The sequence below is a fragment of the Bdellovibrio sp. BCCA genome (genome assembly GCF_037996825.1).
Lineage (GTDB): Bacteria > Bdellovibrionota > Bdellovibrionia > Bdellovibrionales > Bdellovibrionaceae > Bdellovibrio.
In genome coordinates, this window is record NZ_JBBNAC010000001.1 from 2,993,094 (window position 1) to 3,018,188 (window position 25,095).

General features: G+C 44.4%; 16 protein-coding genes. 8 read left to right on the plus strand and 8 right to left on the minus strand.

The window, feature by feature from the left end; genetic code table 11:
- The first annotated feature begins 9 nt into the window (after positions 1-9).
- Positions 10-4,914 (plus strand): zinc-dependent metalloprotease, encoded by a 4,905-nt coding sequence (locus AAAA78_RS14545; protein ID WP_340592759.1) that lies wholly within the window; start codon positions 10-12, stop codon positions 4,912-4,914.
- A gap of 81 nt (positions 4,915-4,995) precedes the next feature.
- Positions 4,996-5,490: a hypothetical protein gene (locus AAAA78_RS14550; RefSeq protein ID WP_295899459.1), complete on the plus strand. Its 495-nt coding sequence runs from the start codon at positions 4,996-4,998 to the stop codon at positions 5,488-5,490.
- 51 nt (positions 5,491-5,541) lie between these two features.
- On the opposite strand, the gene AAAA78_RS14555 is transcribed toward AAAA78_RS14550, so the two are convergent.
- From AAAA78_RS14555 to AAAA78_RS14580, 6 genes are read right to left on the minus strand one after another with little or no spacing between them, the layout of a single operon-like run.
- Positions 5,542-6,330, minus strand: coding sequence for a PilZ domain-containing protein (locus tag AAAA78_RS14555; RefSeq protein ID WP_340592760.1), 789 nt, complete (start codon positions 6,328-6,330; stop codon positions 5,542-5,544).
- A gap of 27 nt (positions 6,331-6,357) precedes the next feature.
- The gene (locus AAAA78_RS14560; protein ID WP_340592761.1) at positions 6,358-9,438 is read right to left on the minus strand and encodes a UvrD-helicase domain-containing protein; all 3,081 of its coding nucleotides are present in this window, start codon (positions 9,436-9,438) and stop codon (positions 6,358-6,360) included.
- Positions 9,414-12,137: a PD-(D/E)XK nuclease family protein gene (locus AAAA78_RS14565; protein ID WP_340592763.1), complete on the minus strand. Its 2,724-nt coding sequence runs from the start codon at positions 12,135-12,137 to the stop codon at positions 9,414-9,416. Before AAAA78_RS14565 ends, AAAA78_RS14560 begins: the two co-directional genes overlap by 25 nt.
- A 7-nt stretch (positions 12,138-12,144) precedes the next feature.
- A complete protein-coding gene (locus AAAA78_RS14570) occupies positions 12,145-13,260 on the minus strand; it encodes a hypothetical protein (protein WP_340592765.1) in 1,116 nt (371 codons plus the stop codon).
- On the minus strand, positions 13,257-14,276 hold the full coding sequence (locus AAAA78_RS14575) for a hypothetical protein (protein ID WP_340592766.1): 1,020 nt from the start codon (positions 14,274-14,276) through the stop codon (positions 13,257-13,259). Before AAAA78_RS14575 ends, AAAA78_RS14570 begins: the two co-directional genes overlap by 4 nt.
- Before the next feature lie 26 nt (positions 14,277-14,302).
- Positions 14,303-15,388: a hypothetical protein gene (locus AAAA78_RS14580; RefSeq protein WP_340592768.1), complete on the minus strand. Its 1,086-nt coding sequence runs from the start codon at positions 15,386-15,388 to the stop codon at positions 14,303-14,305.
- A 201-nt stretch (positions 15,389-15,589) separates the two neighbouring features.
- Here AAAA78_RS14580 and AAAA78_RS14585 point away from each other — a divergent pair, with 201 nt between their 5' ends.
- Entirely contained in the window at positions 15,590-16,321 is a 732-nt protein-coding gene (locus tag AAAA78_RS14585) for a hypothetical protein (RefSeq protein WP_340592769.1), read from the plus strand.
- A gap of 67 nt (positions 16,322-16,388) precedes the next feature.
- On the opposite strand, the gene AAAA78_RS14590 is transcribed toward AAAA78_RS14585, so the two are convergent.
- Positions 16,389-17,570, minus strand: a complete 1,182-nt coding sequence (locus AAAA78_RS14590; RefSeq protein ID WP_340592771.1) for a hypothetical protein — start codon at positions 17,568-17,570, stop codon at positions 16,389-16,391.
- A 58-nt stretch (positions 17,571-17,628) separates the two neighbouring features.
- Between AAAA78_RS14590 and AAAA78_RS14595 the strand changes: the two genes are divergently transcribed.
- Positions 17,629-18,192, plus strand: coding sequence for a hypothetical protein (locus AAAA78_RS14595; RefSeq protein ID WP_340592773.1), 564 nt, complete (start codon positions 17,629-17,631; stop codon positions 18,190-18,192).
- On the opposite strand, the gene coaE is transcribed toward AAAA78_RS14595, so the two are convergent.
- Complete coding sequence (gene coaE, locus AAAA78_RS14600; RefSeq protein WP_340592774.1) at positions 18,189-18,797, minus strand: dephospho-CoA kinase; 609 nt, start codon at positions 18,795-18,797, stop codon at positions 18,189-18,191. The two genes, AAAA78_RS14595 and coaE, sit on opposite strands and share 4 nt — an antisense overlap.
- Before the next feature lie 65 nt (positions 18,798-18,862).
- Here coaE and AAAA78_RS14605 point away from each other — a divergent pair, with 65 nt between their 5' ends.
- The 4 genes from AAAA78_RS14605 to AAAA78_RS14620 are packed head-to-tail and all read left to right on the plus strand — an operon-like array spanning position 18,863 to position 25,090.
- Positions 18,863-20,833, plus strand: coding sequence for a serine/threonine-protein kinase (locus AAAA78_RS14605; RefSeq protein WP_340592776.1), 1,971 nt, complete (start codon positions 18,863-18,865; stop codon positions 20,831-20,833).
- A gap of 39 nt (positions 20,834-20,872) precedes the next feature.
- A complete protein-coding gene (locus tag AAAA78_RS14610) occupies positions 20,873-22,654 on the plus strand; it encodes an AMP-dependent synthetase/ligase (protein WP_340592777.1) in 1,782 nt (593 codons plus the stop codon).
- Positions 22,655-22,671: 17 nt separating this feature from the next.
- Positions 22,672-24,084: an AMP-binding protein gene (locus AAAA78_RS14615; RefSeq protein ID WP_340592780.1), complete on the plus strand. Its 1,413-nt coding sequence runs from the start codon at positions 22,672-22,674 to the stop codon at positions 24,082-24,084.
- Positions 24,074-25,090 carry a hypothetical protein gene (locus AAAA78_RS14620; RefSeq protein WP_340592781.1) on the plus strand — a complete coding sequence of 339 codons (1,017 nt, stop codon included), beginning with the start codon at positions 24,074-24,076 and terminating at the stop codon, positions 25,088-25,090. Before AAAA78_RS14615 ends, AAAA78_RS14620 begins: the two co-directional genes overlap by 11 nt.
- Positions 25,091-25,095: the final 5 nt, after the last annotated feature.

Here is a 25,095-nt window from a genome sequence, read left to right on the forward strand (position 1 = left end):
GAGAGAACTATGACTCACAAGTCGCAATTCGCAAAGGCTCTTACAGCGTTAGTTGCCTTAGCCCTCTTTGTTACGGGTTGTACAAAGACGCGAGATGCCTCACTGCCGGAAGATGCGCAAGAATCGAACTTTTCAATTTCAGAAGTAGATTCTTTGCAAAAAGACAGTCAGATGAAAGTTTCAACTGACGAACGTCTTTCAAACTTAAGCTTGGGTGAGTCTTCAAAAGCCACAGCCGAAAAAGGTGTTGTCGCGGTAACGGACGTCGAAGTTCCGAACCGTTTGAAATACATGTTCAAAGGCTTAGAAATGACAGGACAAGCGGGTCACTCCTACCCGATTGCTCTCTCTGTTGATAAGCAATTCGTGACTGCTTATAAAGTAGTAAACGACGCTTCTGAATTGTCGATCCTTGAGAAACAACTCGCTCAAGTGAAAGACGAAGTTCTTTTGCAAAAACAACTTCAAAAAACTAAGAACAATGCTGAAGTTAAAACTTTGATGGCGAAGCTTAAAGAGACTCGCGCTCAAAAAGCAACGGCTTTGGCTAAAAAAGGTTCTAATATCTTAGTTCCACTTTTCAAATTCAAAGTCACTGGTTACGGTGTTTTGCAAAGAACAAAGAACGAACTTAAAGAAGAAACTTCTACATTGCGTTTGAAGACAACAGACTGGAGCGAGGCGACTCACTTCACAATGTCGATCAATCCTTCGGACCGTATCCCTGTAGGTCTTGACCCTGCGTCTCGTGGTGATATGGACCGCACTTTCGTTATGGATCGTATCAATAATAAGATCATGACGGCAGGTGTACTTAAGAATGAGTTCCAAATCCCTGTGAACACGAAAGATGATGCTCGCGTATTGACTCTTCTTGATGTTGACGCTCTTCATGTATTCGAAATCGGTCAGTTGGGTAAAACTGAGCTGACGGATTCTCAAGTTCAACAATTGAAATTGGGTTCTAATAAATCCAACGTTCGCCAATGCTCTGACGAAATCAAAAAAGCTCTTCCAGAGACAGAACAAGCGAATTGCATCCTTATCCTTCGTTACGACGTACCTGTAAAATACGTTCGTCCTGAATTGCCAGTAGTTGACTACGACGGCAACCAAGATGCGAAAATCTCTTTCAAAGAAGTTCGCGCCGGTGAAAACGTAGGTTTGGTACAAATTGAACAAAACGTTCAACCTAAGAAAGTTGAAAATAATAACGAAATGGATCCACGCACAACAATCCGCGTGGCTGACATCAAAGGCAAAGAATTCTTCTTCAAACGTACTCTTGAAGATGCTCCTGTAACGACAATTTTCCCTCCAGGTATGGCGGGTAACTTGACGATCGTTAAATTCGAATTGGAAGAATCTCGCCTTGTTGTTCGTAAAGCTGACAAGCTTGTTAACTACAAATCAGGTTCTAACGATGCAGACATTGAAGAGTTGATGTCGATCCCAGTGAAATACTTGAAGCACGACACAAAAGACGCTTCCGGTGCTGAATACTCTATGGCTCGCTTGGTTCCTGCTTCTCGCGTCGATGCGGAATTCATCGAACTTGACTGGACAAAAAACACTTTGACGACAGCTTACTCACCGTACGCTTCGATCAATGAGCCTTGCTTTGATTCTTTCGCTGACGTGAAAGTTTCTGATGTCGATATGCACCTTGATAAAGGTATCTTGAACTTCAGCTTCGGATACTCTACAGGTCTTCGTTTGCACTGTGTTGCTGAGTACAATGTAACTAACGATTATAACGGAACTGCGAACTTCCAGGTAACGGCTCGCTTGAAAGAACGCGTTTCTTTCAAATTGAATGACGGTACAACGGATAAGTCTTTCGTAGCGAAAATTCCGTTCCGCGCTCAAAACGAATTGGGTTACGGTGTATGGACTATCGGTCAAATCAACCCAACAGAGACAGGCTTGATTGGTCGCGAAGGCCAAGAAATGAACTTCCCTGTTGTTCACGATTTCCGTAACGGTAAAACACTTGTTTATACAGTAACTGGTCTTGAGCCTTCTGTAGACTTGCCAGCGGACATCCGCCAACTTTACAGAGACACGGCTACGGACGTTGTTAACGCATGGGATTTCGCTTACCACCAAGCTTTCAAGGGCACAGCTCTTGAGCGCAAAGGTCGTTACGTTGAGATCCAATTCTCTGGCGATGCTGGAGTAGAAGCTAAAGTCGGTGACCTTGATAAAAACATCGTTCACTTTGAAAACAAATTCAACGGCAACCACGGCGTTCTTGGGGTTTCTCAAGTTGGTTTCAATCCACGCTCGGGTATCGTTGTAGCGGATTCTTTGATCATCTACGCTGGTAACTTGCAACAGTACGTAGCAGGTTCTCAACGCAACCTTAAGATCAGCCAAAAATGGGCTGATATGAAAAAAGAATTTAAGAAACAAGCTTTGGAAGAGTTGTCTAAACAACAACAAGCTGAAGCTGAGGCTCAAAAGAAAGCGGCAGAAGCTGCAAAACCAGGTGCTTCTGCTGAACAAAAAGCTGAAGTGGCTGCGCAATTCACAAAACAACTTGTGAATATGGCTCAAGGTAAAAAAGCGGATGCGAAAGTCTTCGTAAACGCGAAGAACATGAACTTGACTTCAGGCGAAGTGAAGAAAGCTGTCGCACAAATGAAATCTTTGGGTGCTGGTAAATTCAACTACTCGGCTCCACAAATGGAAAGCGCATGGATTGACCGTGTTCTTCGTAAATTTGCGGAAAACCGCCAAATGGATTCTGTTGAATTGGAAGGCCTTGTAGCAAAAGAAATGTTAGCATCTAGAGCTGCGAAACTTTCGCCTGCTCAAAAAGCAGAGCTTGAGGCTTCTGCTCGCAAAGGTGCAGTACGCACTCAATTGAATGCTCACTTTAAAAACTCTCCAGGTTGTTTGTTGACTGAGCGTGATGGCTTGGCTCGTAACTTCACGGCGAGAACATTTAAAGAAGCTCTTCGTCAGACGTTGTTCTTCGATATGGGCCATGAAATGGGTCACTCTCAAGGTTTAACTCATAACTTCATCGGTTCATTCGATAAAGCAAACTTCTCGAACGAAGACGGTTCTGAAACAAAACGTAACTACTCTTCTATCATGGACTACTTTGAGCCAAGCCAATTCAACTGGGATGGTATCGGTACTTACGATATCCACGCGTTGAGAGCTTCTCACTTGGGTCTTTTGGAAGTGACTCCGGAGTTTAAGGCAAAACTTGAAAAACAAGGTGCTGCGAAAATTCTGGTTAACGATAAGTTCATTACGGTTCAAGCTATCCAAGCAAACTTTGCGAAGAATGGTTGGAATAACTTTAACAAGTACCAAATCAATGGTCTTTTGAAGCCATACAAGTACTGCACAGACATCCATGTTGGTTACGAACCTACGTGCCAACGCTTTGACTACGGTACTTCAGCTCAAGAAATCGTTGAGAACTTGGCTTTGGATTACGAAGAAAACTACGTGCAAAACTACCACAGCTGGGACCGCAACAACTTTGGCGTGGGCATGGCGGGTCGTGTGATCGGTGGTACAATCGGAACAATGTTCCAAATGCGTCAATACTTGGATGAATTGTTCTACAAACTTGTTTTGAGAAACGGTACACAAGAAGAAATCGGCGACTACGTTCAAGCATCATTGAAAGCGTACATCTTCTACAACCAAGTTATCAAAACTCCAGATGCTCACTCTTTGTTTGAAAGTGCTGACCGTTTCGTAGCAGTACCTTACCAATACAAAGAAAGAAACGAGCAAGGTGAAGAGACTGGCAAAGTAATCACAGACGTTGAAATCGTTGAAAAACGTGCGGTTCAAGATCTTGCGATCCGTGAAGACCGTATCGACACTGTGGGTGTAGAGTACGATAAAATCATGGCGATGAACTTCTTAACTATGAAGGGCTACCCTGATTACAAATACTACTCTCAAAGCATCCAGTTCTCGTTCTTGGATTTCGAGAAGTACATCCTTGGCATGGGCGCAGAGGAAAGCTTCTTCGTGAACACTCTAACTGGAATGATGTTGGATCAATTGCAACCAACGTTTACGAATGAACACGCAACGTTGTCTCCAGTTCGCGGTGAAAAAGCGACTGTGACTTCAGCGATGAGAGCTTACGCAGGTATCTATGGTATCTTGAATCTTGAAGCTTCAACTTTGAGAGACAAAGACAACTTCGCTAACTTCTTCAAAGTAGGAAGCAGCGTAGGTAAAGCTCCAAGTGACCGTGTTGTTCTTAGCCAGTTGGGTGTTTCTGACAAGTCTAAGACACGCTTGAGCTACTGGGCTTTGGATAATGCGATTGCATCGAACTTGATCTTGCAAGTGGCTGCTGAGAAAAACTTCTTCATCCAAAAAGAAAGCGACATCGCTCCTTTGATGGAAAAAGTTGTGATCGCTCAGTTCCAGGATATGTTGAGCCAAGGTAAGAAAGCGGAAGACGTGGCAAAAGCAAAAGCTGATTTGATTGCGAAATTGAATGAGCTTAACAAAAAAGGTGAAATCGTTTCTGAAGAAATGTTGAAAGCAAATCCACAAATGACTATCGAAGGACAAGTCGAAGGCATGGTTGGTTTCAACAAACAAGTGATCGGTGTGGCAGTGGCGTTGTTGACTCAACAACAAGGTGCTGATCAGATCGCGCAACAAGTGGCTGAACAAGCGGGCCAATTGGCTGAAGCTCTTCCATTGTTTGCTCTTGACCAAAAGGCGATCAAGTCAGGTCTTGATAAGATCGGTAAAGCCATGAGCCAAACTAAGGGCATGGAAGGTCTTGCACAACTTGGCGATGCTGCTAGTCAGTTGGTTGACGGAACTCAGATCGAGATCTCTTACGGTATCATCATGAAGAACGTTGAGTTCTTGAACATGCTCACTCTCATGACGAACCCAGAGTACAACAGATAACCTTTAAGTTTCTCCTGCGCGGGTCCACTCTCTCCGGACCTGCGCATTTTTTTTGTTTTATTTAAATAATTAGGAGTGTTTATGAAAAAGACGATTTTGTTAGGTATGATTTTGCTCGGCACGTCTTCAGCTTTTGCTGGAGCTAAAGATTTTATTGGTTCTTATCGCTTGCTTAAAGATCAAGTAGAAGGTGAAACATTCTGCTATAAAGGCCTTGATGTTGTTGAAGAAAACGGTCTTCTCAATCTTTACCGCTCTGACATAACTGAATACGGCCCGATTATCAGTGCTGAACTCAACGGTAAAAGCCGCGACGTCAAATATTCCCACGGTGAAGCGCTTTCAACAACAAAGGGTGAGGACACTGTGACGTTAAAAGATGACACTTTAACTTTTGCATTTAACGGTCGTGAAAGCTTGATCGGCATTCCTGCAATGCGCGTGAGCGACAGCGTAGCCATTAAACTTTCTGCGGATAAAAAGACAGCTTATGTTCTTCGCAAGACATTCGAAGGCCCAGTGATTGGGCTTGGCAAAAAGGGCAAAGCTCTTTGCGAGTATCAAGTTCTTAAATAAAAATCGATTTCTAAAAATAAAAGGGAGTGTTCAACACTCCCTTTTTTATTTCTAAATTCTTGTTTTTGGGAAAAGGCCTTCGCCTTTGGTGAAAAGCTTTTTCAGCCAAACTCCGAAACTGTCTTCAGGTCCCGGCAAACGTTCCACCACAATGAGTTTTTTCGCGTGAAGACTGTCGATAACGTCTTTCACGGCTCTTTGGGATTCCGGGGTATGTTGAAAACGAACTCCACAGCTTAAACCATCTGGAGATTTGTACAGCACTTTACCCAGAACTTTTGTTTCCTGTCCCTCGTAATTCCAAGAAATTTCCAACGAGTCATTGGCTTGCAAGGAAGGACCCGAGGTCATAAACATTCCACCTTGAGAAAGATTTTTGATGAAAGCCTTAGAACCGTTCACCACGGCTTCGTGATTGAAGTTGTAACGTGGTGCCGCTTCCCACCAACGCATACGCGGATCGAAATAAATTTTCTGAACGGAAGGCACCACGAAGTAAGCGACAATCAAAAGATCCACGAGCAGAACCACGATCAAGGCAATCAGTGTGCTCCAGTTCATGCTTGTCCAGTAGCTATACAAATTCGAAGCAAAGATGATAGCAAGACACACTAGATACGCCCAGTAGCTCCAACGTTTGCAAATGTAGATAAAAACTCCAGCAAGGATTGGAACGCCAACATAAACGAACAACAAAGGCTTCGGCAAAACTTCAAACCAGTAGTGCAATTGTGCCGGAAACGTCCTCCCCGCTCGAACTGCATTCAAAAGAAGATTACCTAAAGGAGCCAACACATGAAGCAAAGCAAGAACGATCAGGGACCATGGTTTTGTTTTCATATAAAAATGATAAGGAACGCGCAGAATCTAGACAACTAAAAAATCTTGCAGGCGTTTTTCCATTCTTATGTTCATCTCTTCCTGGCTGCGGACATTTTCAATCTTCACCACTTCATCCATTGGATAGACGACGGCAAGCTTAATGTCTTTCACTCCACCCAAATACTTCATACGGTATAAAGCCCAGGCATAGGCTTCCAATTGTTTGAAAGCGGTGTCGGAATATCGTTGCGAACCGGTTTTATAATCCACCATCCAAAGCGTTTCACCCACGATGCCCCACAAATCGATCTGCCCTTGCATCAGGGAATCCTGATATTTTAGAGCAAAACCCCACTCGACATGGCCTTTTTCAATGATTTCCAAAAGTGGAATTTGTTGAGTGTTCGCCAAGAACTGAAGTGGTTTCTTCAAGTCCTCATCAGAAATTCGCAAAAGCTCCTCATAAGAGGTATATTTAAGAGCTTCAAAAAGACGATGAGCATTGGTCCCTTGTTGAGCCCGAGCTAGACCTGTTCCCAATTGTCCCGCTTTAGGAGTGTATGTTTCTGCAGTCAAGGTTTCAGGAGCCACTAATTCTGTAACAGAAATGTATTTTCTTTTTTCTTCGTTCTGCGGAGCTTGCCACAACGACCGTAAATCCTTTTGCGCAAGATCTTGTTCCGCCATTTTTTGTGGCTGACCATTCTCAACACGCACGACATAGGCGAAATCTTTTTCCTGGTGCAGACCCTCTTCCAAATTGAGAGGACAATGAGCCGCCCAAGATTTTTTCCCGATTTTTTTATCCCATAGTAAAGTCACACCGGATTTTGCACGTGTCAAAGCCACATACAAAACACGATTGAACTCTTCACTTTCACGGTGACGAAGTTCTTCGGTGATTTGTTCCGCCAAAATACTTCCGGCCATAGACTGAGTTTCTTCGTTGCGAATCTTCAAAGACCACAGACCATCTTTTTCACGAATACTCAAAACAGGCGCATGACTGTTCCGTGGATCTTGTCCCATTCCCGGCAAAATCACCTGCTCAAATTGCAAACCTTTAGATGCGTGCACCGTCATAAAGTTCACACGCTTAGGTTCAATCACCGGAGTTGCATCAGCGTCCTCGCCACCTTCGTCAGCCGAAAGCGTTTCCAGGCTTGAATCGAGGAAATCTAAAAAATTAAATCCAGGTCGACGCTCTTCCTGGCTTAATAAAGAAACCACTTTCCACAAGTTCGCTTCACGTCGTCCTGTGGAATCAATCTTTGCGGAGTAATCAAAAAGCCCCAGATCAATCAAGGATTTTTTAAGCGTCCAAGAAAGTCCCTTGATCTCACTTTGCGCTAAGAGATTTTTTAAAATTCTTAACGGATGATTTTCTTCTTTTTGTTCCAGGGTCTTTAGGGCTTCTTTCCAAAAAGAATGTTTATAACTATGGCAGTAACTTGCAATTTCACTGTCACTCATTATCAGCCACGGTGATCTTAAAAGAGCGACAAAGTTGGCATTGTCGTGAGGATTTACTAAGAACTTTAGCATCGCCAAAGCGTCTAAAACTTCACGGCGTTCATAAAATCCACTGCCACTATGAAGCTGCAACGGAACGCCGTACTCTTGCGCCACTTTGGCAATGTCTTCCAATGTTTTATGAGTTCTTCCCAAAACACAGATCTGCTCTGGACTCACACCGGAATTCAAAAGCTCTTGAATTCTAGCCACCGTCGTTAAAACTTCCGCCGATGTTTCGTCATCTTCTCCGGTCTCCGTTAAAAGAACTTGCACGACGGGTTCGTCATTTCCTTTTTTAACTTTATCAGGGGCCGGAGTCATAGCTGCAAACTGAGGACTGAGCTTCGTAAAGTAGTGATTGAAAAACTCAAGAACCTCCGGAGACGAACGGTAGTTCACGAGTTTGATTTGTACTTCCCCCGCTTGATCTTGAATCTCCTGTACTTTTTCCTGGAACACTTCAGAACGGGCCCCACGGAAAAGATAAATACTTTGCTGAGGGTCTCCGACGACAAACAACGGTTTTTCGCCAATCAAATGACGAAGAAGTTCCACTTGAACGGGACTGGTATCCTGATACTCATCGACCATCCAGAAATCCCATTCATGCGAAAACTTACTCGCAGCTTCAGGTGACCCCTGGATTATTTTAAAGGCCAAAGTTTCAAGATCGCTCATCGAAAGCAAACCGTTTTCCAGTTTGGTTTGCATAAAGTCCCTGCAGAAATTGTGCGCGAGTTCTTCAAAAAGCTCGCAGTTCTTTTGATGCTTTTCCCAGAACGCCGGACGATAACGAGGCTCACTTAAAAGAACGTCAATGCGATCACGCAAAGTTTCCAGTTCTTCGTTGAGACTTAATGAAAACGGCGGAGTCGCTTTACGGAAAACAGGCTTTGAAGTGAACTCCCAGAAGCTATCCAGTCTTTCAAAAAAGCCATCCCAGTTTTGGTCTGAGACTGTCCAATCAAAACCGGCAAGAGACTGTGCGTATTCCTGCCATTTCTCATTGGAAGCCTCTTGCATGATCTCCGTGCAAACACGCTTTAACTTTCCAGAAATATCTTGAACGATTTTCGCGGCTTCTTTTTGAAGTTCGTCTTTAGCGATAAACTTCATCTGCGGGAAAATCACGTTTTCGCCAAAATACTTTAGCAAAGCACCTTCTAAAGTTTGAAAATCATATTCTTCAAGAAGTTCCTGCAATTGCGGACTTTCTAAAAGATATTTGCGCATGATTTTACGCGCGCCTTTACGAATCTCCGAATCACTCATGATTTTATAATCCGGAGTTAATCCAATCGCAGAACCATAGCGAGATAAGAAAAGACTTAACACCCCGTGAATTGTCGAAATCTGAACTTGGGATTTAGAACTGACGTATTGAAACAAATCATCACGACCGTCGTCCAAGGCTTTGCTCAGAAGTCTTTCTTTAAGCTCTTGTGTGGCTTTTCTTGTAAATGTCGTTACAACAATGCGTGGGAACTTTCCGTTATTGTTTTTAAAATCACTCGCAAACTTTAAAAAAGTTTGTGTCAAAGTCGTCGTTTTCCCCGCCCCTGCGCCTGCGCGCAGGATGGTGTTCTTTAATTCAGATGTGGTGCTCGACATTGTCGCCTCCACTCGCAGTTCACACAGGTTTTATATTCAGCGGGTTCCGCCTGGCATTCGCCTTTTTTAATTCGATCCAATGTCGACATCAAAACCGTGCTAAATTCCGACATATAACGTTCTTTAGCCTCAAACGTGGCATTTTTATCTTTACGCTTGGAGGCCGGATAAAGCATTCCCGCTAAATCTTCGATTTTAAAACCTTTGCGTTCAAAATTTCTAAAGACATAGTAGAAAAGACCAATAACCTCGCCGCCAATATCTTCAAGAAGACCTTTTTCGATCACCCACATATAAAATAACAACTGAAGTTCCCGGTTTTTAAACCATGAACCGTGGGCGGAAATTCCACCGGCGGAGCTTTTGTAATCCACGACAACCAGGTGATTGCTATCGTCACCGTCAATACGGTCAATCTGCCCTGAGATACGGAAGCAATTGTCTTTCGGTTCTCGTGAGATCTCTTCCGTTTTTGGATCAAAATAAAACTCAAAACGCTTTTCTCGTGCAAGCGTGCGAGTCTTTTTAAATTCTTCACGCCAGCGTTTTTCAAAATCCAGGAATCTTAGACCTAATTGGATGTGTTTCTTTTTTAAAGGAATCCACAATCGCTCATCAGCAAAAAGAAGTTTCTTTTCAACCCGAACAGTTTCCAAGATCTGGTCTAGCTCCTCTGCCTTCCAGTCAAAGCGCATAGGTTCGACCGTGAGCTTTTCAAAAAGAGCATGAGCTAACTGTCCACGTGTGCGGTGGTCCACATCTAAATCAACATCAGGAAGATCTTTGAGTTTAAAATATCTTTGCGCCGCAAACATAAAAGGACACTCAAGGAAACTTTCTACTGCGGAAGCGGAAATGCGCGGAAGCTCGGAAGACGAAATCAATTCAGGCTCTAACTTTCCTAGATCCTGAGCAATGCGCTTTTGAATATTTTCTTTGCGCGAGACAATCCACGGGCGACCGCCACGCTCTTCAGAATGCTGAAGCTCATCCCAGCGAGTTTCTTTTGGGAGAGTAATTTTTTCGTGATCACCCTTAAGACTCATCCAAAATGTCGCCGGAGAACAAAGAGAGCCACTTAAATCCGTAGCACCAAAGCAGTAAATATCTTCCGTACTTTCAGCTTCTGCTAAAAGACGAAGTTCAAACTCAAGATCACTTTGATCAGGATTGTCTAAGTAAAAACCAATATCTTTTGCAAGTTCGAAGTAATCCTGACCAGAAAGCTGTGTTTTGTTTCGACCGCGCAGGGACTCGTCCGTCAAGCCAATGAAAATACGATACTGAGCTTTTTCACTGTGCGCAGACATAAGCTTGGTCACCATCACACCGCGAGGATTTCCTTTTTCTAAAGTGTATTCTTTAGCGGCGACAATACTTTCAAGATAACTCAGCCATTCTTTCCAAATCAGTTTTGTAGAGCTGGTGGCGTTTTGTAGAAGTTCACGCAAAACCACTTGTACAATATCTGTTTCTGAAGAATTCCAATAAAGCAGGGCCTTAGCAACAAACTCGTCACGTCCCAAAAGACCTGTAAGATCTAACTGTTCGTGGAAAACTTTATAGACGATATCATTGCGTGCAAGATCTTCATTCACATACAGACTTTTAAACAAAGATCTAAATTCTTCATAGCGAAGCTGCTGCGACTCTTCTTTATCAAAAAAAGAAATTTCCAAATCTGAACTTGAAAGACGGCCGCTCTTAGAACGAAGCAATGCCAGCCAACGAGTGACCGAAGGCAAGCTTTGTGCTTTGTGAGTGATATCCTTTTGCGCCGGGATTCCTTCTTCTTCCAAATAGGCTTGCAAGACAGGCCAATAAATTTCGATATCAGGAGCAATTACGGCAATAGACTCTGCCGTGATTCCTGCGTTCAACCATTCACGAACTTGTCCGACGCTGTGTTTGATTTCTGCAAGCATTCCTGAAAAGCGCAGAACTTCGATGCGCTTCTCTTTTTTGGTGACAGAAGGTAAAGTTTCAATTGTCTGGCTTTGCGCTCGCAAATCTTCATACGGCTTTAAAAGAAAATGAAAATCCGACTTCCAAGAAGGATTGGGTTCTAAAACGACCACGTCTACAGAACGAGAAAGCACACGCAAGATCTCAGCTTCTACGCGAGAGATCTCACCACTGAGGTCGACAATCAATGGAATATTCCACACTCTTTCAAGTTCGTTGAAGTTTTGCAGATAAGCCGTGATCCAGTCGGCCGTGATAATGCGATGATCCTGCAAAAGTTTAAGGGCACAAAAACGCGCTCTTAAATACCACTCTTTCCAACGGTTCATGGATTCAGGATGTGTCGCAAACCACTCCTCCAAACGAGTGGTCCCTTCTGGATGGAAAATGATCGCCGCCATTTGATCGATATAAGAGAAGACCGTGTCTTCGGCAGAGGAGTTCACGCCCAATACTTCGGCATGTTCATCCATGATTGTTCTAAGAAGAGATCTTGCAAATGGATCGCTCACCAAACGCAGACCTGGATCTAAACGCTTTAAAAGAATTTTCCAAAGGTCGCTCGCACGTAAAACAGATTCGTCGACGTACTGACCTTCGCGTCCTAGAATTTTTTGTTGAAGTTCGAACTTTGTGCGCAAATCCGAAACAAGCCACGACTGTTCCCGTGGATTGTATTTCGCAAAGATCTCTGTGATTTGAGATCGACTTTCTATCGGAATAATTTGCAGCATTTCTGGATTACCGGCGTTGTTTTAGTTTTCTCTTCTTGCCGTTATTATCCGTGAATTTGAAGTTAGCATCAAAGCTTAAATCAAAACTGAGACTCACCATATAACGAGCGTCCCCAGCTTGACCAGGGTAGAACCCCGTCTCTTCTGTGTAACTAACTGCATCTAACTGAAATATTAGTAAATTAATTCCCGCGCCATAGCTGAGATATCCTTGATTATAACCCGCGCGTAAATCGATCATTGGCAAAGAAATCTCAGCACCCACATGGATTTTCTTTCCCAATTCAATATCAGGCTCCATCAAATGTCTTGCTTCGAGTCCCAACGCCAAATCCAGACCTGGCAAATCCACACCCAGTCCTGCGCCAAAAGTAAGATTCTGCTCGATATGAGGAGGAGCATCGCTTCCCGCTGTTTGTTTAAATGCGGTACTACCAACATCTTGCCAAACCAGGGCTAAGGTTGGTTTTAAAACAGGCGCCTGCAATTCCGTTGAAATTGCTATATCCAATCCGTAACCAGTTCCTTTATTTTGGAAATTAGTTCCGATGTCCTGAAGACTCGAAGCATCCGCTACGTCAGAAACAGCCAACTCCTGAGTGTTTCCTCCCCAGCGATTGACTCTTTTTAAACTCATCCCCACGTAAGTTGCGGGACCAATCGGAAATGCCGAACCTAAATAAACTGCTTCGTCATTTCTAAAGTAAGTTTCAAACTGAGGAAATGCGGGATTGTGCAATTCAACGGACACTTCGCTGTCGTTTAAATACCCCAGAGCAATGAACGGCAGGGCAACGGCAGCTTTACCAGTCGCTTGTGCCCACATTTTTTTTCCGTAAAACTGATTGAACGTCGTCGGATCATTCGCATCAATGTTTTGAAACGCAGAGAGATTTTCAATGAGTTCTGTATTTGTTCCTACCGTCAACTCCATCAACTTGATATCAAGAACGGAACCTTTTCCAAGAGCCGCAGGATTCACGAAAAGAGCATCGGCTCCCCCCACAAACGGGATATAAACGCCACCCATTCCGCGAGCACGGATAGAGCGTGCGGTATCTCCCAGAGACTGCGCCCAGGAGTGACTTGAAAATAGCATAAAAACAAGAAACAAAATTCTCATGGTTTCGCAAGCCCCGGACAACAGTTGATTGTAACGTCCACTTTCGGTGGCGATTGAGCATTCAAATCAAAAGTCATATTCGTAATGTCACAAGAAGCCGCCATTCCTACACCGAGATTGGCATCCTTAATCATTCTTCTAAAAATACGACGCATTTTATCTGTCACTGCTGATTCGTCAGTATTTAAACAATTGATGGGATCTGCAATATCCGCAGGCAATCCCAAGTCAGGCCACGTCGGCGGATTTGTATGGCCTAAGTCCGTCCAACTAATACCAGCGGGAACACCCGGATCTAAAGATTGTGGTGTCGTCTTATCCAAAGTCGGCACCGCTGTTTCGCAAAGAGTTTTAGCCGCGTCAAATGAAGAACCCGCAGTTCCGCCTGTGAGCTGATCCCCAAGGGCCGAAAGATTTTCAAACACAAGTCCTAAGCCAGCAATGATTCTATTCATGTCAGCATCGGAAAGCTGTCCGACACCATTTCCGATCACGCACGAATCCGCACCGGCGTCCACAATGCCGTTTCCTAAGCCCGAAGACTCCGTATCAAACTTTGCATGGATTGTAGTCGCCATGCGAGTGAGCCCAAGAATCGCCGCAAAAGCATTTTGTTGATTTGTTCTTTCAGCAGCTGTCGCCCCAATGCTTTTAAGAACTGTGATAGCGTGGTCGCACGCCGTCACATCCACGACTTTATTTGCATAAAGTTGCAGAACGAACTCAAACATTTTTGTTGAACTGACATTGCTTAAGCTGTGAATGAGATCAAAAAAAGAAATTCCGCATTTACCGCCATACGCATGCATCAGACTTGTTTTCACGTCGTTTCGAGCCTGGTAACCAGCAGAAAGCTGATTGGTCATGATATCAATGGCACCATCCCAATCGAAATCATCCATTTTGTTTTTTGCATCCAAATACAAAGCTTCATCCGAGTCCGTGTTGGAATACTCAGTTAATACATTAGGCTGCCCACACGAGGTGGTCAGAAGAAGGCATAAGAGAATGATCATTAAGTTTCTGCACTTCATATTCATCCTTAAAAGCGGTACGCGAACTTAAATGTGTAACGTCTGTCTTCTTTAGGTGTGTCAACTGTGCCGACTTCTTCGCCGTAACTCGCGATCTGCCACTGAAAACGTTCTGATGACAATTCCATACCAGCGGTCCAATACCTTTGATTATATCCGGCACGAAGAAAGAACACATCTCCGAAGTTGAACTCCATCCCAGCATGAAGCAGCTTCGCTTTATCGGGTTCATCACCTGATGTTAATAAGCCACGGTACTCCACCGTCCAAGAGGAACGGAGATAATTCGTGTGTATAGGAAAGATTGCGGCAGCGACATCTACGTCTTGTTTTACCAGATTGGGACGAGTCGCTGTGTCTAATCGGACACCATGTGCCTGATCGAAACTCGTACCGCCGACATCACGAACAACGGCAGTGATTGTTGGAAGATACTGCCATGGAGCTGAAAGAATCAAACCCACATCCGTTGAAAGACCCACACCTTCACTGGCAATGGAGCTGTAAGAAAGAGGGCCCGTCGAACTGAGAGAGGGATTATCGACCTCAACACGACTGATGAGTTTTGTATTAAAACCCAGTTTGATTCGGCCATCAAAAAAACGAAAGTTGAATCCTAAAACAAACGCCAAGTCGTTGCGGTAGTAAGCATCAATTGTCGAACCATCATTCGACATCTCCGCATCTAATAAATAGTTACCGTAAAGACCAATGCCGAAATTTCTTCCAACGAAGGAAGGAAAAACTTGAGCCTTGGCATGATAGTAGGCACTTCGTTTTTTATCTAAAGCTGAAGCGACGTCTTCAAGGCTGTAAGGATTTGCAAATGTCTTTTCACCATAGAAGCCTTGTGTTTGATAACCGAACTCCACCTCGGGGTCGATGATCGTACCATAAAAATCACGAAGCTTTCCAAGAGCGGCGGGATTGACCAGCAAAGCCGTCTCATCATTCGTAACCGCAATACAAGCGCCGCCCATTCCAAGGCAACGAACACCTGAATAAAAACTGTGACGCTCACGCGCATTCGCATCGTAGGCAAATGCCATCACAAAGAAAATCTGTATGAGCGCGATCCACAAAATCCTTTTCATAGATACCTCGCTAAAGGTTTTCGAACTATATCGAAAAACTTATCGGCAGATCCCGGACTCATATTGAGACATTTTGAGAAAATACCGTCGAAAGTCCAGCCATCTCAAAGGCAACGCATTCCTATGCATTTATGAGTTAAGACCTACGTAGTAATTCCGATAAGGATTTATATCTATCGGACTCTCTGAAGGAGAAAGACAATGCAGTTCAATAAGGCAACAGCGACGATTCTAGCTATGGGCTTGGCAGCTTTACTTACAGGATGCGAAGCTGAGCAAACAGAAAAAGACATGTTGGCAGAAGCGCAGTTCTGCCTCGACAAAGCGACAGACTCTTCTTCAGCAACAGCCTGCATGAGCAAAATCGACGGACTGACTTCCGAAAAAGCCTATGCCCTTCGTTGTGCTGCTGGATTTATCGGCGCGGAAGTCACAAGCCCGGAAAATCTTTCTAACGCTTTAAATGCAATTAACGGAAATGCAGGTGCGGCGGGAATGCTGTCTGCTCTTTCATTCCCAAGTATGACTGCCGTCAACTCAACATTCAGCGACTGCAATAAATCAGGAAGTGCCGGAATGAAGTTGATTGCAGCCATGGCAAAAAGTGCGACGACACTGGCAAGCATTGCACCGATGGGTTCTTGTGGTGCAGACCTTTCAGGTTGTGACACAGCTGAAATTACACAATCTATTAATGATTTAATCACGGGCCTTAATGCTAACGATCCTGATGCTGAGGCCACAGTTACATCTATCGTAACCTCAATTCAAACTGTCTACACATCGACTTGCGGTTCCGGTACTAGCACAAACGATGAGATTTGCGGCCAGATTACTTCCGCAGTCTCTAACTCCGGTTACGATATTGCGACAACAGATCCAAATCAGCTTGTTGCCATCGGTAAAGAGTTACTACAAAACTGGAAAAACTAAATAAGCCATCTTCCAAAAAATAAAAAAGCCCGCCTAAGCGGGCTTTTTTTTTAATTTAATCTATTCTTTAGAAATCCAAGTTCAAGCGCGTCGCATACACGCGGCTTTCAATCGGTGTATTCTTCGTACCCACATCATCCGCATAACTGACAAGATCCAAATTGAAGATCCCAAGCTCTGCTGACAACCCTGCAGTCCAGAAGCCTTGGCTTAAACCCACACGGTACTGCCCTTTCCACCATGTGCTCACGGTCCAATCAAATTCAAAACCCAAGTGAACACCTTTTCTCCAATTGAAATCAGGATGTCCCAGGTCACGCACATCCAGAACGCCACGACCACCGAAAATCCACATGGATGGATATTCCCAACGAGAACCTAAATCCACCACACGATAAAGTTTTTCGGGAGTGCCATCCTGTTTTTCTTTATTAAGGAGCTTCATAGTTTGTCCAAAGCCCACTTCGCCGACGTTACGAACGACGGCGCCAAATGTAGGACGCGCTAAACGAAGTACTGACCAAATCCCCGAATCAGGAAGTTCAGGTGTCCACAACAAGCCAATGTCTGCGTCGACGGTGTAGCCCTCAAGCAAATCTTCTTTCTTTACAATCTCGCTACTCTTCGCAAGATCAATCGCCGCGATAGGCTGACTAAAGAATCCGCGATTCACAAACTTGCCAGTAATACCCCAAGAAAGACGACCATAGTCAAACCAGTGAAGATCGTCTCCGTATCCCATAGCTAAAGTTGTATCCGCATAGACAGTCGTATTAAGTGTCGGACCAATTTGTTTGTGCATGGCGGTCTCAACACTCAGATCCAAAGGAATAAAGGCCATTCCCCAATTGGGTCTTACCCACACGCCCTCAAGTGGAGCTGCGCGAATTGAGTAGACATCACCATAATGTTTTTCAATAAGCTGTAGATACGCCGTTTGCTTTTCAGACTCCGTCTTATTGGATTCTTCAATGTCTTTGTATTCATTGTAAAAATCCATCGCCCCCGGAGTTCCCGCAAAGCTCATGGAAAGATTGATCTGCCCGTCTTCTCTTCTCGCCAAACCCGCCGGGTTGTAAAACAGCGCGGTGTAATCATTCGCAACAGCAACAAAAGCATCTCCCATCCCCAATGCACGCGGCGCTTGATAGTGATGATGAATGGTCGTGCTAATGCTCTCTGCGGATGCGACAGGTCCAGTTAACAGTGCAATAAGGCCTGTGAGGAACAACGATCCTCGCTTCGACATATTTTTGCCTCCAAATTTTTCGTTAACTTGATTGTAGACATAATTTATACTTTGTCTTATGCGAGTTTTTCTTCCTCTCTTTTTTTTGACCTTGGTCTTGAGCGGTTTTGCCACATTGGCAGCGCCTCAAACAACGACCACTTTAGAAACGACACCGCTTTCCGCGGAAGATGATCCTTTGCTCGCAACCGTGACCCCGTCCATGATCAAGGACCGCCCTACTTTTTACTTAAACACTTCCGTGGGATTTGCGGGAGGAAACTACATTGAGAGCGACGAATATCATCAGGGACCGTTTTTAGCCTTACGCTATATTCCGATGAACGAATCGCTCCCTGTGTGGGATTATCAAGTTGAAGTGAACAACGCGAATTTCGTCGGCATCTCGGTGGGACGGCGTTGGTATTGCTGTCCTGAAGAAACTTACATGCCCTATGTGCGAGCTTCGGCAAATATGTTTTTAGAAGGATCTGGAGAGTTGGGCGGATTGGTAGAAATCCGCCGTCTGCGACTGCGCGGTTCGATTGGATTTGGAGAAATTTTTATCTCTGAATTTGGTGTCGGATACGCGATCACGGGACCCGATATTTTTGCGCAATTCGGTTATAATTTTTCTTTTTAAGTTTCTTTTTTCTGATTCTCAAGCCACGCCAGCAAACGATCGACTTCTTTTAAAAGATGTTGCTCATCGCGATTGTTGTGCAAAACAAAATCAGCTTCTTGCTCTTTAAATTGAATGGGAATTTGCGAGGCAATTCGCATCTCGATTTCATCGTCGGTCCATTTGTTACGACGTTGCAGACGTTCCCGTTGTTGCCCTTTTGTACAACTCACAACAATGATTCCATCAAACTGATCTTGAGCTTTGGTTTCAAAAAGCAGAGGCACATCGTAAACAGCCAAAGCCTCATTCATGCCCTCAAGCAGACGACGGCGACGGCGCGTTTCTTCGCGCACCAACGGATGAAGAATCCCTTCCAAGCGATGCAAAAGTTCCGGATGACCGAAAACATGTTGTCCTAATTTGCGACGATCCAACGATCCATCTTCCAAAAGGAAGTCGCTTCCGAAAGCGTTGATGACAGACTTAAGTCCAGGAGATCCTGATTTCACGACTTCTTTGGCAATTTCATCGGCATCAATGACAGGAATGGAATGTTCTCTAAGCATACGGCTCACGGTGCTCTTGCCACAAGCTATACCTCCGGTCAGTCCTATCCATTTCATAGACAAATCTCCTTAAGGATTAATTTTATTTTACCGATAGACTTCTCAAAGGGGAACAGGAATTCATGTCTCAGCCCGTAGAGCAGTTTGGTAAGTACATTCTTCTAGAGCGTCTCGCTGCAGGCGGCATGGCCGAAGTGTACCTGTCTAAGTCAACGGGAGCGGTTGGCGTCAATAAGTTTGTCGCTATCAAACGCATCCTCCCCCAATATTCCGATCATCAAGAATTTATTGAGATGTTTAAAGAAGAGGCAAAGATCGCCGTGAACCTGAATCACGGAAACGTTGTCTCAATTTACGATTTCGGTGTGGAAAGAAGCCAGTTCTTCCTTGTCATGGAATACGTGGAAGGAAGAAATCTTCGCCAAATTCTCAATGAGCTTAAAAAGTCCAACACACAATTCATCATCGAACAGATCGTTTACATGATGAAAGAAGTGGCTGCCGGACTTGATCACGCTCACCGCTGCATCGACGGCACAACGGGAAAACCTTTGAACATCGTTCACCGTGACATGAGTCCACAAAACATCATGGTCAGTTTTGAAGGTGAAGTAAAAATCATCGACTTCGGTATCGCTAAAGCAGAAACACAGCTCGAAGCTACAAAAGCCGGAACTCTTAAAGGAAAATACGGCTACATGAGTCCCGAGCAAGCAGACGGGCAAGCCATTGACCCACGCACGGATATTTTCTCTTTAGGTATCGTTCTTTGGGAGCTTTTGGCCAATGACCGTCTTTTCACTTCCAATAGTGAAGCGGCGATCTTAAGAAAAATTCGTGAGTGCCAAGTTCCTTCCATCCGTAAGATCAATCCTTCCGTTCCTCCGGAATTGGAAAGAATTGTTAATAAAGCTTTGGCAAAAGATAAGAGCCTTCGCTACCAAACAGCGGCGGCCTTGCACCGTGATTTGAATCGTTTCTTGAATACGCAATACCCTGAATTTTCTCCTCACGATTTCAGCGTTTTCATGAAGAACGCATTTTCTGCGGCCTTCCTTGAACAACGCCGCAAGCTTGTTGAGTTCGCGAAAATCCAAGGAAACAATCCGGAAGATAAAACCGTTGTGACACAGACGGATCTTCGCGGCAACTCGGCACCTCGTCCTCCAGCAGCAGCCCCCACAGCCGCAGAAGCCAGTGATGATGATAAATTAAATCTAGATACTTCCACAGATATTCGTGTGAACTTGGATAATTTAAAGCCACCTCCACGTCCAACGGGAGCGGCTCCAGCCAACACTCATACGAATACCAATATCACGCAAACTCGCACGCAAGCTACGGGAACATTTGCCTCTGGCAACAACACGATGACTCGCACTCCTTCTGGGGGATATGCGGGAACTCGCCCGGCTATTCCGAAGTCAGCGTCCTCAGCATCGTCGATAGAAAATATCACGGGCATGGCGATGAAAGCTGTGATCGGCTTGATCCTTATGATCGGAGGCTGGTGGGTATTTAATAATTTTGTTTCGAAAAAATCTCCTAACAAAGCACCGACCGCTGTCGGTATGGCGCCAGTGACTTCCGGTGGAGAAAACCAAGCCAGCAACAACAACGGTATTCAACAAACGGATTTGTCTGCGACATCTCCTGAATACACCGTCACGCTTTACAGTAATCCAGACCGTGCCCGCGTTGTTATTGATGGCGTAGATACAGGTGAATTTACTCCCGCGCGTAAAACTGTGAAAGCAAACACACCATTTAGCCTTCGTCTTGTTAAAGAAGGTTACACGGATTTAGTGACAACAATCACTCCGACTTATGAAGCTTACTCATTCACAGGAACGATGCAAAGACTTCCTCGTGTGGCTTCCGTCATCATCAATATTGTGAATGGTGGAGCTAATCCTGAACTTCGCATCGCCGGAGTTCCTGTTAACATCAAACCTTCCGGAGATGCTTATCTCATCCAAGCGGAAGTCGGTGTTAAGATTCAAGCACGCAATAAAACCACAGGACTTTCAGCAGAAACCACTGTCACAGTTCCTGCGGATCAACGAAAAATTTTAGACTTGTATTTGAAGTAATCCCCTTCGTTATACATTTGCAACTTGGGAGTTATCATCATGACGAAGCCCACCACTTTGGGACATTCTATTCTCAGCATGCGCGGTCGCAATCCCAATCACACCGCTGTGAAATTTAAAACCAATGGTTCGTGGACTTCAAAAACTTGGCCCGAGTATTACCAAGATGTAGAAAATGTCGGGTCTGCCCTTCTGTCCATGGGGATCAAAGAAGGCGATAGAGTTGCGATCATGGCGAATACACGTTACGAGTGGTCAGTCATGGATCTTGCGATCTTCGGTATCAAAGCGATCACCGTTCCTATTTATCAGAACAACACGGCCGAAGATGTTGAATATATTTTAAATAACTGTCAGGCACGCGTTTTGGTTTGTGAAACTCGCGGCCCTTTGAAAATTTTCGAAACTGTTAAAGACAAATGCCCGACGATTGAAAAGTTGGTGGTCTTCGAAAACACTTGCCCTAATCCTGACGCAATCACTTGGGATCGTGTGCACAAGATGGGACAAGACTATTTGGTCAAACATCCCGATCAATATCGTAGAACTTGCGAAACCATCGTAGCTTCCGACACGGCAACGATTCTTTATACATCCGGAACAACCGGAAGGCCGAAGGGCGTGGTTCTTACTCACCTTCAGGCTTTCAGTGAAGTTTCAGAGGCCTTTCCCTTCTGTGGTGCCAAAGAAGAAGACGTTTCACTGAGCTTCCTTCCCTATGCTCATATTTTGGGCCGTATCGAACACTGGGGTCATTTGTATATCGGCTTTACAATGGCGTATGCTGAAAGCTTAGAAAAGATTCGGGGCAATCTTACTGAAATTCGTCCAACTATCATGGTTTCCGTTCCGCGTATTTTTGAAAAAATCTATGCGGCTATTTGGGCGCAAGTACAAACACAGCCATTGAAGATGAAAGTCTTTAATTGGGCTCTTTCCATTGGTAAAAAAGTCGGCGAATACAAAATGAGCGGACAGATTCTGCCTTTGGATCTTTTGGTAAAATACGAAATGGCTCGCAAGCTGGTTTTAGGAAAAATCACGGAAGCTTTTGGTGGTCGTTTGCGTTTTGCTATTAGCGGTGGTGCTCCGATTTCAAAAGACATCGCTTTGTTCTTTCACTCTGCAGGAATTTTAATTCTGGAAGGTTATGGCCTGACAGAAACAACCGCGGCGATCACCGTGAATACACCTTTTAACTATCGCTTTGGCAGCGTCGGTCGTCCGATTGGCGAAGTGCAATTAAAAATTGCCGAAGACGGAGAAATCTTAGTTAAAAGCGACAAGGTGATGAAGGAATACTATCAAAACCCGGAAGCCACGAAAGAAGCTTTCACAGACGGTTGGTTTCATACCGGCGATATCGGTGAAATTCTTCCCAGTGGTGATTTAAAAATCACGGATCGTAAAAAGGATTTGATTAAAACGGCCGGTGGTAAATACGTAGCACCTCAGCGCCTTGAAGGCTTGTTAAAACTTTCTCCATATATCGCGCATGTGCATATCCATGGCGATCAGAAGAAATACATCGTGGCCTTGCTGACGATGGACCGCCCTTCCGTTGAACAATTGGCGAAAGAAAAAAATGTCAGCTACAGCGATTGGAATTCTTTGGTGAATTCTTCTTTTGTGCAAGATATTGCCCGCAAAGCCGTCGCTGATGCCAATGCGCAACTGGCAAGTTACGAAAGCATTAAAAAGTATTTGGTTCTTCCCAATGAATTCACGATTGAAGGCGGGGAACTTACTCCTTCTTTGAAAGTGAAGCGCAAAGTGTTGGATCAAAAATTTAAGGATAAAATCGAAGAATTGTATGTTTAACACGACTTAGGGACACCATGAATTGTGTCGAGCTCTTCACGCAAAAGGCAAAAGAACATCCCGAGCGGACGGCCATTTGGCTTTCTCCGACGGAGCAGATTTCTTTTGCCGAGCTTCTGCACCACGGCGGTAAAGCCCAAGTCACTTTGCGAAAAATGAATCTCAAAGCCGGAGATTCACTGCTGCTTCTGGAAACTTTGACTCCCCAACTTTATGCGATCATTTGTGCTGCCTTAGGCATGGGAGTTTCGGTCATCCTGGTCGAGCCGTGGATGCCAGTCACAGATATTGAACACGTTATTAATCTGGTAAAACCAAAACTTTTTGTGACTCGTTGGTGGGGATATCCCTGGGGCCTTCGCGTTTCTTCCATTCGCCATATTCCCCGCTGGATGCACGTAACAAGTCTTTTTAAAGAGCCGACTTCTGATTTCAAAGCGGAATCCGTCGATCCGCAGATTCCTGGGATTATCACTTTCACAACGGGAACTACGGGAAAACCCAAAGGCGTGCGCCGCAATCAAGGCTACCTCATTGACCAATATCATGCTCTCGATCATTCCCTTGGACTTTCAAAACATGAAGGACCCGATATGACTTTATTTGCTAACTTTGCTTTAGCGAATCTGGCAGCGGGCCGCACCTCGGTGATTGTAAATCCGAAGTGGAAGAAGAGCCAGCTTGAACACATCTTTGCCCTTCCCAAAGAGCAGCAACCTGTGACCCTGACAACGGGCCCTGCATTTTTGTTAGAGCTTTTCAAATATCAAAATGTTTTACCAGAGCTTAAATCCATTCATGTCGGTGGAGCACTGACGGACACATGGATTTTTAAAGAGGCTTTCAAACGTTGGCCCGAGTCTCAGTTTCAGCATCTTTACGGAAGCAGTGAAGCTGAACCCGTCGCTCACGCAGATGCACGTAAAGCTGTTTCTTTTTCTGAAGGGAAAGGATATTTCCAAACGCTTTTCGTCGGTCATCCGGCATCTGATATTCAATCAAAATTTGAAGACACAGGCCTTTGGGTGACAGGCCCTCATGTTTGCCCTGAATACATTGGCAATGCGGAAGAAAACAAAAAGAACAAGCGTAGAGACTCAGAAGGACATGTTTGGCATTCAATGGGTGACCGTATTGTCTCTGATGAAAAAGGCTGGTGGTACTCCGGCCGAAGTCAGCAATCTTTGGAAGATTTTGAACTTGAGCAACAAGTCTACGCATTTTTAAAATCCAGCAAAGCGTTTCTTCATAAAACTCGAACCGGTCTTTGCTTAGTCGGAGAAAATTTGATTGGCAAAGAATTGGATATTAAAAAAACATTCCCGGTCATTCAAGCCGTGCACGAAGCTAAAATTATTCGCGACAGAAGACACCGTGCCCGTATTGACCGTTTACAAAGTTTAAAAAAGGCAGGTCTTCATGACCTTTAAAATTTTAGCTCGCTCTGAAACATCAGATAAATCGGCGTTTGACTCTTTGTTCGCGAAAGCACCTTCTCTCTTGCGCACAACAGAAGAGGCCTTCGGTATGGCGCCAGAAGTTTGGACTCAAGCTCTGCTCGGTCGACCATTACCATTCCCTTGCGAATTCTGGATTGCCACAGAGAATGACAACGTCATTGGACGTATTGGTGCGAACTTATCGCCATTCTATAAAGATCACGGTTATCTTGGTTTCTTTGAAGCAAAAGATAAATCAACGGCGCACTCTCTTTTAGAGAAAGCCAGTTCCTGGTTGCGTTCAAAAGGTGTTAAAGCGGCGGTAGGACCTGTGAATTTAAACACGTGGCTTCCCTACCGATTCCGCACGGATTGGAAAGATCCACAAGTTTTTTCTTGGGAGCCAAACCATCCTCGTGCTTATTCTGAATATTTTGAATCGTTTGGTTTTCAAAACTATGCTTCTTATCACTCCAATGGATACACAGGTCTGAAAGATCTTTTCGAGAGTACAAAGGCGGACTACGAAAAAGCTTTGCAAAAAGGTTTTTCGTTCAGACCCTTGATCGCAGAACAAATGCTGCAAAAAGATATTCCTTCTCTTCACCGTATTACGATGGCGGCTTTTCAAAAGAATTTTCTCTTTGAGCCTGTGCCCCTAGACTATTTCAAAGAATTCTATGTTCCTCTGGCTAAGAAAGAAAATTTAGAGCATGCTGTTTTTGCAGTCTCACCGAGTGGAGAAGATGTTGGTTACTTTTTCAATGTCATCGAAAAAGATTATTTCGTCCTTAAAACAGTCGGCATTGATCCTGTTGCAAGAGGAAATGGTCTTTCAAACGCCATGCTTCACCACTGTCTTATCACCGCTGTACCAAAGGGGTTGGAAAAAACTATTTCCGCCCTGGTGAAGGCCGGAAATCAAAGCGAGTCCTACGGTAAAAAACAGAAACACCTGTGGACGCATGAATACACACTTTACAAAAAGGACTTGTAAGGAAC

Excerpts from the sequence above, each read along its gene's own strand:
- AAAA78_RS14545 (WP_340592759.1), top strand. The coding sequence starts at position 10 with ATGACTCACAAGTCGCAATTCGCAAAGGCTCTTACAGCGTTAGTTGCC.
- AAAA78_RS14550 (WP_295899459.1), top strand. The coding sequence starts at position 4,996 with ATGAAAAAGACGATTTTGTTAGGTATGATTTTGCTCGGCACGTCTTCA.
- AAAA78_RS14555 (WP_340592760.1), bottom strand. The coding sequence starts at position 6,330 with ATGAAAACAAAACCATGGTCCCTGATCGTTCTTGCTTTGCTTCATGTG.
- AAAA78_RS14560 (WP_340592761.1), bottom strand. The coding sequence starts at position 9,438 with ATGTCGAGCACCACATCTGAATTAAAGAACACCATCCTGCGCGCAGGC.
- AAAA78_RS14565 (WP_340592763.1), bottom strand. The coding sequence starts at position 12,137 with ATGCTGCAAATTATTCCGATAGAAAGTCGATCTCAAATCACAGAGATC.
- AAAA78_RS14570 (WP_340592765.1), bottom strand. The coding sequence starts at position 13,260 with ATGAGAATTTTGTTTCTTGTTTTTATGCTATTTTCAAGTCACTCCTGG.
- AAAA78_RS14575 (WP_340592766.1), bottom strand. The coding sequence starts at position 14,276 with ATGATCATTCTCTTATGCCTTCTTCTGACCACCTCGTGTGGGCAGCCT.
- AAAA78_RS14580 (WP_340592768.1), bottom strand. The coding sequence starts at position 15,388 with ATGAAAAGGATTTTGTGGATCGCGCTCATACAGATTTTCTTTGTGATG.
- AAAA78_RS14585 (WP_340592769.1), top strand. The coding sequence starts at position 15,590 with ATGCAGTTCAATAAGGCAACAGCGACGATTCTAGCTATGGGCTTGGCA.
- AAAA78_RS14590 (WP_340592771.1), bottom strand. The coding sequence starts at position 17,570 with ATGTCGAAGCGAGGATCGTTGTTCCTCACAGGCCTTATTGCACTGTTA.
- AAAA78_RS14595 (WP_340592773.1), top strand. The coding sequence starts at position 17,629 with ATGCGAGTTTTTCTTCCTCTCTTTTTTTTGACCTTGGTCTTGAGCGGT.
- coaE (WP_340592774.1), bottom strand. The coding sequence starts at position 18,797 with ATGAAATGGATAGGACTGACCGGAGGTATAGCTTGTGGCAAGAGCACC.
- AAAA78_RS14605 (WP_340592776.1), top strand. The coding sequence starts at position 18,863 with ATGTCTCAGCCCGTAGAGCAGTTTGGTAAGTACATTCTTCTAGAGCGT.
- AAAA78_RS14610 (WP_340592777.1), top strand. The coding sequence starts at position 20,873 with ATGACGAAGCCCACCACTTTGGGACATTCTATTCTCAGCATGCGCGGT.
- AAAA78_RS14615 (WP_340592780.1), top strand. The coding sequence starts at position 22,672 with ATGAATTGTGTCGAGCTCTTCACGCAAAAGGCAAAAGAACATCCCGAG.
- AAAA78_RS14620 (WP_340592781.1), top strand. The coding sequence starts at position 24,074 with ATGACCTTTAAAATTTTAGCTCGCTCTGAAACATCAGATAAATCGGCG.